This is a genomic window from Streptomyces anandii JCM 4720 (genome assembly GCF_014650655.1).
GTDB classification, from domain to species: Bacteria; Actinomycetota; Actinomycetes; order Streptomycetales; family Streptomycetaceae; genus Streptomyces; species Streptomyces anandii.
The window spans coordinates 965-7,260 of sequence record NZ_BMVJ01000047.1 but is presented as its reverse complement, the minus strand read 5'-3'; the positions used below and the strand labels follow the sequence as shown (position 1 = coordinate 7,260).

1 protein-coding gene is annotated in these 6,296 nt (G+C 74.8%); it reads left to right on the top strand.

The window, feature by feature from the left end; translation table 11 throughout:
* Positions 1 to 6,296, top strand: a 6,296-nt coding sequence (locus IE249_RS35035; RefSeq protein WP_229859993.1) for a type I polyketide synthase, incomplete at both ends; no start/stop codon positions are given.

The following is a 6,296-nucleotide window of genomic DNA, read 5'->3' as shown; positions in this document are numbered from 1 at the left end:
GATCCGCGCCGGCGACCAGGTCGGCTGCGACCACCTGGAGGAACTCACCCTCGAAGCACCCCTGGTCCTCCCCGAGCACGGTGCGATCCAGCTCCAGCTCGTGGTCGGGGCGCCGGACGACGACGGGCGCCGGACGGTGGACCTGTACGGGCGTGCGCAGGACGCGCCCGCCGACCAGCCGTGGACCCGGCACGCCGCCGGTCTGCTCGCCGCCACCGCGCCCGCGACCGCGGCGCGAGCCGTGGGGGAGGAGTGGCCGCCCCCGGGCGCCGAGGCCGTCGACGTGACCGGCCTGTACGAGCACCTGGCCTCCGGAGGCTTCGCCTACGGGCCGGTGTTCCAGGGGCTCACGGCCGCCTGGAGGCGTGGGCACGAGGTCTTCGCCGAGGTGCGGCTTCCGGAGGAACGGCAGTCCGAGGCAGCGCTGTTCGGCCTGCACCCGGCGCTGCTCGACTCCGCGCTGCACGGCACCTTCGTACAGCAGGACGGCGAAGGCGAGGGCGGCGGCGAGGGCCGTCTGCCGTTCTCGTGGCGCGGCGTGTCGCTGCACGCGGCCGGCGCCGGCGCCCTGCGTGTCCGGCTGGCACCGGCCGGCAACGACGCGGTGACCCTGGAACTGGCCGACGTGAACGGCGAGCCGGTGGCCTCCGTCGCGGCCCTGACCCTGCGCCCGGTGAGCGCGGACCAGCTCGCGGGCGCCCGTTCCGGTCACCACGAGTCGCTGTTCCGCCTGGACTGGGCCACGGTGCCGGTCCCGGCCGCTGCGGCCGACGCCGACGCCGACTCCATTGCTGTACTGGGGACTTGGAACACCCCGTCCCCGCTGCCGTACGCCGCTCACGCGGACCTCGCCGCCCTGCGCGCCGCGATCGACGCCGGGGCGGGGGCTCCCGACTGGCTCCTCGTGGCCCCGGGAAGCGGTCCAGAGACCGGGGGGCCGTCGGCGACGGCCGTGCGGGAGGCCACCCATGAGGCGTTGAGCCTGGTGCAGGCGTGGCTGGAGGACGAGCGGTTCGCCGCGTCCCGGCTGGTGTTCGTCACCCGTGGTGCCGTGGCCACCCAGTCCGACCCGGATGTACGGGACACCGCGCTCGCGGCGGTGTGGGGCCTGGTCCGCTCCGCGCAGTCGGAGAACCCCGACCGTTTGGTGCTGGCCGACCTCGACACCGACAGCGGCTCGTACGAGGCACTGCCGGCCGCGCTGACCACCGGTGAGCCCCAGTTCGCGGTGCGGCGCGGCACGGTTCACGCGCCGCGGCTGGCCCGGGTGGCGTCCGGCGGGGCGCTGGTGCCCCCGGCGGGGGAGCGGGCCTGGCGGATGGACATCCGCGACAAGGGCACCCTGGAGAACCTGACCCTGATCCCCTGCCCGGAGGCGACCGAGCCGCTGCGGCCGGGGGAGGTCAGGGTCGCCGTCCGCGCGGCCGGCCTGAACTTCCGTGATGTGCTCAACGCGCTCGGCATGTACCCGGGCGACGCGGGCCTGATGGGCAGCGAGGGCGCGGGTGTCGTCGTGGAGACCGGCCCCGGGGTCACCGATCTGGCCGTGGGCGACCGGGTGATGGGCATGCTGCCCGGTGGCTTCGGCCCGCTCGTCGTGGCCGACCGGCGGATGATCGCGCCGATGCCCGAGGGCTGGACTTTCGCCGAGGCGGCGGCCGTGCCGATCGTCTTCATGACGGCGTACTACGCCCTGCGGGACCTCGCCGGGCTGCGGGCCGGGGAGTCGCTGCTGGTGCACGCCGCGGCCGGCGGTGTGGGCATGGCGGCGGTGCAACTGGCCCGTCACTGGGGCGCAGAGGTGTTCGCCACGGCGAGCGAGGGCAAGTGGGACACCCTGCGCGGCCTCGGCCTGCCCGACGAGCGGATCGCCTCCTCCCGCACCCTGGACTTCGAGGACGCGTTCCGCGAGGCCACCGACGGGCGCGGCGTCGACGTCGTACTGGACTCGCTGGCACGGGAGTTCGTGGACGCCTCGCTGCGACTGCTGCCGCGCGGCGGCCGGTTCGTGGAGATGGGCAAGACCGACGTGCGCTCGCCCGAAGAGGTGGCCGAAGCCCATCCGGGCGTGACCTACCGGGCGTTCGACCTCGTCGAGGCCGGGCTCGACCGCATCCAGGAGATGCTCACCGAGCTGCTGGAGCTGTTCGAGCGCGGCGCGCTCACCCCGCCGCCGATCACCGCGTGGGACCTGCGGCGCGCACCCGACGCCTTCCGCCACCTCAGCCAGGCCCGGCACGTCGGCAAGGTCGTCCTGACCGTTCCCGCCGAGTGGGACCCGGACGGCACCGTACTGATCACCGGCGGCACCGGAACCCTGGGCGGCCTGGTCGCCCGGCACGCGGTCACCTCGCGCGGCGCCCGCCACCTGCTGCTGACCAGCCGGCGCGGCATGGAGGCGCCGGGCGCCGCCGAACTCGTCGCGGAACTGACGGAATTGGGCGCGGAGGTGACCGTCGCGGCCTGCGACACCGCCGACCGCGACGCGCTCGCCGCGCTGCTGGCCGCCATCCCTGCCCAGCACCCGCTGACCGCCGTGGTGCACACCGCGGGCGTCCTCGACGACGGCGTCGTCGGCTCGCTCACCCCCGAACGCCTCGACCGCGTCCTGCGGCCGAAGGCCGACGCGGCCGTCAACCTCCACGAACTCACCCGCGCCCAGCAGCCGGTGGACTTCGTGCTGTTCTCCTCGGCCGCCGGCACGTTCGGCGGCGCGGGACAGGCCAACTACGCGGCCGCCAACGCCTTCCTCGACGCCCTCGCCCAGCACCGCCGCGCCCAGGGCCTCGCCGCCACCTCCCTCGCCTGGGGCCTGTGGGCCGAGGCGAGCGGCATGACCGGCGAACTGGACGACGCCGACAAGTCCCGTATGACGCGCTCCGGCGTGCTGGGCCTCGCCAACGAGGAAGGCCTCGCCCTCCTCGACGCCGCCCACCGCACCGGCGAGGCACTGCTCGTCCCGATGCGCCTGGACCTCGCCCCCCTGCGCGACGCCGACGCGGCCGCCGTACCCGCCCTGCTGCGCGGCCTCGTGCGCGGCCCCGCCCGCCGTGCCGTTCAGGCGCGCGGCACCGGCTCGGGCACCTCGCTGCGCGACCGCCTGCTGCGGCTGCCCGAGGCCGAACGGGACCAGGAACTGCTCGACCTGGTACGCGCGCAGGTCGCCGCCGTGCTCGGGCACGCCTCGCCCGACGCCGTCGAGCCGGCCCGGGCGTTCAAGGATCTCGGCTTCGACTCGCTGACCGCCGTCGAGTTCCGCAACCGCCTCGGCGCCGCCGCCGGACTGCGCCTGCCCGCCACCCTCGTCTTCGACTACCCGACGCCCACCGCGCTCGGCGCCTGGCTGCGCACCGAACTCCTCGGCGCCGACGCCGATTCCGATGCGATCGCGGGAACGGCGACCCCGGGCCGGGCGCAAGCGGGCGCCGCCGCGGACGACGACCCGATCGCCATCGTGGCGATGAGCTGCCGTTTCCCCGGCGACGTACGCAGCCCCGAGGACCTGTGGACCCTGCTCGCCGAGGGCCGGGACGGCATCTCCCACCTGCCCGTGGACCGCGGCTGGGACCTCGACGGCCTCTACGACCCCGACCCGGACAGCCCCGGCACCTCCTACGCCCGCGAAGGCGGCTTCTTCTACGACGCCAACCACTTCGACCCCGCCTTCTTCGGGATCAACCCCCGCGAGGCCCTCGCCATGGACCCGCAGCAGCGGCTGCTGCTGGAGACCTCCTGGGAGACGTTCGAACGGGCGGGCATCGACCCGGCCGCGCTGCGCGGCGGACAGGTCGGCGTGTTCGTCGGCCAGATGCACAACGACTACGTGTCCCGGCTGAACGCCGTGCCCGAGGGCGTCGAGGGCTACCTCGGCACCGGAGGTTCCAGCAGTATCGCCTCCGGCCGGGTCTCCTACACCTTCGGCTTCGAGGGCCCGGCGGTCACCGTCGACACGGCGTGCTCGTCCTCGCTGGTCGCGCTGCACCTCGCCGTGCAGGCCCTGCGCAACGGCGAGTGCACCCTGGCGCTGGCCGGCGGCGTCACCATCATCACCACCCCCGAGGTGTTCACCGAGTTCAGCCGCCAGCGCGGACTGGCCGCCGACGGCCGCTGCAAGCCCTTCGCCGCGGCCGCCGACGGCACCGCGTGGGGCGAGGGCGTGGGCATGCTCCTCGTGGAGCGGCTGTCCGACGCCCGCCGCAACGGCCACCAGGTGCTGGCCCTCGTGCGCGGCACCGCCGTCAACCAGGACGGCGCGAGCAACGGGCTGACCGCTCCCAACGGCCCCTCGCAGCAGCGGGTGATCCGGCAGGCCCTGGCGACGGCGGGCCTGTCTGCGGCCGATGTCGACGCGGTTGAGGCGCATGGCACCGGTACGACCCTCGGCGACCCCATCGAGGCACAGGCCCTGCTCGCCACCTACGGCCAGGGCCGGGACGAGGACCGGCCGCTGTGGCTCGGCTCCATCAAGTCGAACTTCGGCCACACACAGGCCGCCGCGGGCGTGGCCGGGATCATCAAGATGGTCATGGCGATGCGGCACGGCGTGCTGCCCAAGACCCTGCACGTGGACGAGCCGACCCCGCACGTCGACTGGTCGGCGGGCGCCGTCTCACTGCTCACCGAGGCCCGCGAGTGGCCGCGGCGGGAAGGCGTACGCCGGGCCGGTGTCTCGTCCTTCGGCATGAGCGGCACCAACGCACACGCCATCATCGAACAACCCCAGGCGGAGTACGAGCCCAAGGAGCCGGAGCAGCCGAAGGAACCGGAGCAGCCGGAGGACGGAGCGCGGGCGACGCCTGTGCGGCCTGTGCCCCTGGTGCTGACCGCCAAGACGGCCGGCGCGCTGCGCGCCCAGGCCGAGCGGCTGCGGGACCGCATGGCGGCCGACGCGGAACTCGCCCCGGCCGACGCGGGCTACTCCCTGGCCACCGGCCGGGCCGTCTTCGGACACCGCGCGGTCGTCGTCGCGGCGGACCGGGACGAGGCACTGCACGGATTGACCGCACTGGCCGCAATCAGCGCGGACACCACCGGGGTCGCCGCCACCGATGCCGCCGCCACCGATGCCGCCGCCACGGAGGCCGCCGCCACGGAGGCCGCCGCCACGGAGGCCGCCGCCACGGAGGCCGTCGTCGAGGTCGCCGTCGAGGGTGCCACCACCGCGGCCGTGCGCGGCACGGCGGGCGACGGCAGGCTGGCGTTCCTGTTCACCGGCCAGGGCAGCCAGCGGCTCGGCATGGGCCGCGAGCTGTACGAGACGTACCCCGTCTTCCGCGAGGCGCTGGACGAGATCTCGGCACACTTCGAACTGCCGCTCCTGGACGTCCTGTTCGGCGACGACCAGACCGTGCTGGACGAGACCGCCCGCACCCAGCCCGCGCTCTTCGCCCTCGAGGTGGCGCTGTTCCGGCTGGTGCGGTCGTGGGGCCTGCGGCCCGACGTGCTGGCCGGTCACTCGATCGGCGACCTCGCCGCCGCGCACTGCGCGGGCGTGCTCTCACTCGAGGACGCCTGCGCACTGGTGGAGGCGCGCGGCAGGCTGATGCAGCAACTGCCCGCCGGGGGCGCCATGGTGGCCGTACAGGCCACGGAGGACGAGATCACACCGCTGCTCACCGAGGGCCTCGGCCTGGCCGCCGTCAACGGCCCCGAGTCCGTGGTGATCGCCGGCGACGAGGACGCCGTGCTGGGCCTCGCCGAGTCCTTCGCCCGGCAGGGCCGGCGCACCAAGCGTCTCAGCGTCAGCCACGCCTTCCACTCCCCGCACATGGACGCGATGCTGGAGCCGTTCCGCGAGATCGCGGCGGGCCTGACCTACCACGCACCGCGGATCCCCGTAGTCCCCGGCCTCACCGGCACCGTCGCCTCCACCGAGGAACTGACCGACCCCGGCTTCTGGGTACGGCACGCACGCGAGGCGGTGCGCTTCCACGACAGCGTGCGCACGCTCGCCGCGCAGAACGTCACGACGTACGTCGAACTCGGCCCCGACGGCGTGCTCTGCGCGCTGGCCCAGGAGAGCCTGCACCACGACGACACGGTGAACGCCGTGGAAATGACGCACGCCGTCGACGCCGTGCTCGTACCCGCGCTGCGCGGCGGACGCGCCGAGGCGGTCACGCTGACCACCGCCGTCGCCAAGGCCTTCGTCCGGGGCGCGGCCACCGACTGGGCGGCCCCCTTCGCCGGCACCGGCGCGCGCCGGGTCGACCTGCCGACGTACGCCTTCCAGCGGCAACTGTTCTGGCTCGACGCCGGATCCGCCCTCGGCGACGTCTCGGCGGCCGGCCTCGGCA